The organism is Sphingomonas bacterium (assembly GCF_903644135.1).
In the GTDB taxonomy this organism is placed as follows: domain Bacteria; phylum Pseudomonadota; class Alphaproteobacteria; order Sphingomonadales; family Sphingomonadaceae; genus Sphingomonas.
In genome coordinates this window covers 1-3,806 of sequence record NZ_CAHJXA010000282.1, presented here as the reverse complement: position 1 = coordinate 3,806, position 3,806 = coordinate 1, and the positions used below count along the sequence as shown (strand labels likewise).

The 3,806-nt window shown below is 67.1% G+C and carries 3 protein-coding genes and 3 pseudogenes; 4 read left to right on the top strand and 2 right to left on the bottom strand.

Annotation, left to right across the window (positions count from 1 at the left end; genetic code table 11):
- Nucleotides 1-307, bottom strand: a pseudogene (locus HUU96_RS12990) (hypothetical protein); the annotation flags it as partial.
- A 108-nt stretch (nt 308-415) separates the two neighbouring features.
- Here HUU96_RS12990 and HUU96_RS12985 point away from each other — a divergent pair.
- The 4 genes and pseudogenes from HUU96_RS12985 to HUU96_RS15390 form a co-directional block, all read left to right on the top strand.
- Nucleotides 416-1,123 carry an LssY C-terminal domain-containing protein gene (locus tag HUU96_RS12985; protein ID WP_174293184.1) on the top strand — a complete coding sequence of 236 codons (708 nt, stop codon included), beginning with the start codon at nt 416-418 and terminating at the stop codon, nt 1,121-1,123.
- 121 nt (nt 1,124-1,244) lie between these two features.
- A complete protein-coding gene (locus HUU96_RS12980; protein ID WP_174293183.1) occupies nt 1,245-1,715 on the top strand; it encodes a DUF2844 domain-containing protein in 471 nt (156 codons plus the stop codon).
- Nucleotides 1,712-3,064 carry a DUF3443 family protein gene (locus HUU96_RS12975; protein WP_174293182.1) on the top strand — a complete coding sequence of 451 codons (1,353 nt, stop codon included), beginning with the start codon at nt 1,712-1,714 and terminating at the stop codon, nt 3,062-3,064. Before HUU96_RS12980 ends, HUU96_RS12975 begins: the two co-directional genes overlap by 4 nt.
- A 284-nt stretch (nt 3,065-3,348) precedes the next feature.
- Nucleotides 3,349-3,526: pseudogene (locus HUU96_RS15390) on the top strand (DUF427 domain-containing protein); the annotation flags it as partial.
- Here HUU96_RS15390 and HUU96_RS12970 read toward each other — a convergent pair.
- Nucleotides 3,527-3,806, bottom strand: a pseudogene (locus tag HUU96_RS12970) (methyltransferase type 11); the annotation flags it as partial.

Below are 3,806 nucleotides of genomic sequence, written 5' to 3'. Positions count from 1 at the left end.
CTTTCCGGCGCGGACGCCGACGCTGCCGCCAGCCACCCACACGAACAGCTACGCGCTCGGCGATCGGGAGCTCCTCCTCGTCGAGCCGGCGACACCGTACGAAGACGAGCAGCGCGCGTTGCTCGCGTTGGTAATCGGCCAGCTCGCCTGCCACCGTCGCGCTGTCGGCTGCCGCCGCGATCGGGGCCGGGCGAGCGTCGTAGCGTGCGAACTGGTCGACCAGCCAGTGCCGGGGATCGGTCGGCAGCGGCTGATCGGGCCGCGCGCCGATGCCGAAGCGGTTCACCGCGGTGCTGATCGCGCTCATGCTCGCTCTCCTTTGCCGCGGAAAATAAGCGCAGCATGTCGCAAAACTATGCCGGCGACGAGCAGCGGCCGGTTTGACACTCGCCTCACCGTCGCGGAGTATTCAGCGATGCGCGCGTTGCGGCCTTGGCACTGGTTGGTCGTCGCGGCCCTCTCGCTCCTCGCCCTGCTGCTGCTGTGGGTCGGCATCGCCTATGGCGGCCTGCCACGCCTGTGGAGCCGGCACGAGCATAAGCGGATCGGCCGGCGCGACGAGCTGATCTCCTATACCGCGCAGGACATTCCGGCCGATCCGATCAACCTGCGGCTGAAGGGTGATGCCGCCGCGATCGGCTGTGCGTTCGATCGTGCGGGCTGGACGCTGGCGGACAATGTCTCGGTGCGTTCGGCGGTCAAGATTGCCGCCAGCGTGGTGCTGCACCGCGCCTACCCGGCGGCACCGGTCAGCTCGCTCTACGTCCATGACAAGGTTCAGGACCTCGCCTATCAGCTCGACGAGGGTAGCAGCGCCGACCGGCGTCACCATGTCCGGCTGTGGCAGGTGGCACCCGGCGACTGGCTGGCGGCGGCGACCTATGACCGCGGCGTCGGCCTGTCGCTGTTCACGCTGCAGATCACTCATCATATCGGCCGCGACGTCGATGCCGAGCGAGCGGCGATCGGCACGCTGGTGACCGCAAGCGGCGCTCGCCTGCTCGGCACCGAATCGTCGCGCCTGCCGCCGGGCAAATGGCATCGCAACGGCGGTGGCGATCGCTATCGCACCGACGGGCTCATCCAGATCTATTCGCTCGGCTCCGGCTGTGCGCACCGATAGCCGAGATGTCAGCCGCCGTTCACCCTGGCGACAGCATCGTCGGCCATATCAGGGTAACATCGTTGTCAATTTGCGCTGCGATCAACAGCGGCGAAGTCGGACATCGACGCTGGAGGATCTGATGATCATGCGGGTGGTTCCCGGTTTCATCTGGGCGGCGGCACTGCTCTGCCCGGCGGTGGTGCAGGCGGAGCTTGGCGGCGGAGCGGCGAGCGTCGCGGCCGACAAGGGGCGGATGGCGGCGCGGATGAACTCGGTCGCGATGGGTCGCTACACCCGGCACGAGCTGACCCGGCTCAACAGCGGCAGCGTCCGCGAGTTCACCAACGCCAGCGGCGCGGTGTTCGCGGTGACTTGGTCCGGGCCGGGCAAGCCCGACCTGCGCACGCTTCTGGGGCAGTATTTCGCGACGTTCCAGGCGAGCAGCATCGCCACCGGCCGGCAGATGCACTCGCTGCGGCATCCGTCCGAGGTGAACCAGGCCGACCTCCAAATCCAGTCGAGCGGCCATATGGGCTGGTTCCGTGGGGTGGCGTTCGTGCCCTCGCTCGCACCCGCCGGCTTTGCTGCCAGCGACCTGCCGCAGCCATGAGGATCGCGGCGCATCTGGCCGGCCTGCTGGCGGCATTGGCGCTCGCAGCCTGCGGCGGCGGCGACACGACGAGCACGGTGCCGGTCGTCACGGCGACGACCGCAGCGACGCCGACCCCGACCCCTACGCCCACTGCGACGGCGACGGCCACCGCCACCGCCAACACCGCGGTCGTGACGCTCGATGCCGGTCCCGCTGCGCTCAACACCGGCACGAACGCCTATACCGCGTTCAACGAGCCCTATGTCACGATTACCCTGTGCGCACCTGGGTCGACCACCAATTGCCAGACGATCGACCATGTCATCCTTGACACCGGCTCGGTGGGTTTGCGCATCATCCAGCCGGTGCTGAATGCCAGCCTGCTGGCGGCGCTGCCGGCCGAGAGCGACCCGGCCAGCAATGCGGTCGGCGAATGCTATCAATACGTCAATTCCTACGCCTTCGGCTCGGTGCGGACCGGCGACTTCGCCATCGCCGGCGAGAAGGTGGCCGGGATGCCGCTGCAGGTGATCGGCGACACCGGTACCTTTGCCAGCGTGCCCGCCGGCTGTTCCGCGGGCGGCGGCACCTCCATCACCACGGTGCAGGATTTCGGGGCCAACGGCATCCTCGGCGTCGGTACGACGACCACCGATTGCGGCAGCTATTGCACGGTGGCGGGCGGCTCGTCGGCGGCGATCTACTACGACTGCCCCACCGGCGGCTGCGCCGGCATCATCAGCCGCACCGCCAGCGCCGCGGCGCCGTTCCAGCAACTGCCCAACCCGGTGGCGGCGTTCGCCACCGACAATAACGGCACGGTCATCACCCTGCCGTCGGTGCCGCAGCGCGGAGTGGCGTCGCTGACCGGCACCGTGACGTTCGGCATCGGCACCCAGGCCGACAATGCGCTGGCGGCGGCCAACATCCTGCCGGTGACCAGCTCGGGGAACCGGCTGGGCGCTGGCGTGCTGACCGCCACCTACAAGGGCAAGGCGCTGACCCAGAGCTTCCTCGACACCGGCAGCAACGACTATTTCTTCATCGACACGACGCTGAACCCGTGCACCACGGCCGACCTCATCGCCTTCTACTGCCCGACCGCGCCGCTGCTGCTGTCGCCGCTGTTAACGGCGACCAACGGCGCGACGGCGAGCGGGGCGTTCACGCTCTACAGTCCGCTGAACGTACCGGCGACGTCGGACGTCGCGCCGGGGCTGGGCATCAATCCCACCCTGGTCAAGCCGCCGCTCCCGTTCGCCAACAGCTTCGACTTCGGCATCCCGTTCTTCTTCGGGCGAACCGTCTATACCGCGATCGAGGGCAGGCCAGCCGGCACCGTCAACGGACCCTATCTGGCGTTCTGATCCGGCGGCGGCAGGGTATGGTGGACGCACTTGGGCTCGAACCAAGGACCCGCTGATTAAGAGTCCGGTATAAATCAACAAAATCAATCACTTAGCTGCATCCGCGTTCCATGTTTGTTCACCACAAGTAACAACCTGCAATGATAAAACTCAACACAATTTTGGCCCCATAATACGCCGCATTGGTTCTTCGTTGCGTTGCGGCGAGCACTGTAAAGCGTAAAGCGGGCCGCCGGTTTGGGCGAGACGATCTGGGCGCGAATGATGCTCTCGGCTGGGTCGACGACAATCCGACACCGATGGCAGCCTTGCGCGATCATGTCGCCTTCTACGCCGCGCCGTTTGATGCATGCTTGTCGACGGCGAAGCGGTCGTTCCCCAGCCCGGCGGCTTTACGGCGGCTCGATCTTCTCCGACCTCGCCGGCCCGTTCAAGGGCATTCCCGGGAGCCGTTTCTGGTAGTCAGGCCCGGCCGACGACCGCTACCAGGGGGTCGCCCGTACGACCATCGGCGAGCCATTCGGCCGTGATTCCGCGGAAGCCCGCGCGCTCGAGGTAGAGCCGGATCAGCGCGGCGTGCCCGTTCGTGTCGAGGGACTGCCAGATGGCGACAGCCTTGCTCGGGAAGCAACGGTTCGAGAAGCTGACGATGAACGGGGAGTCCCGCGTCAACACCCGACGTACGTCGGCGAACACCGCGACCGGCTGCTGAAGGTATTGCGCGCCGACACAGCAGAGCGCG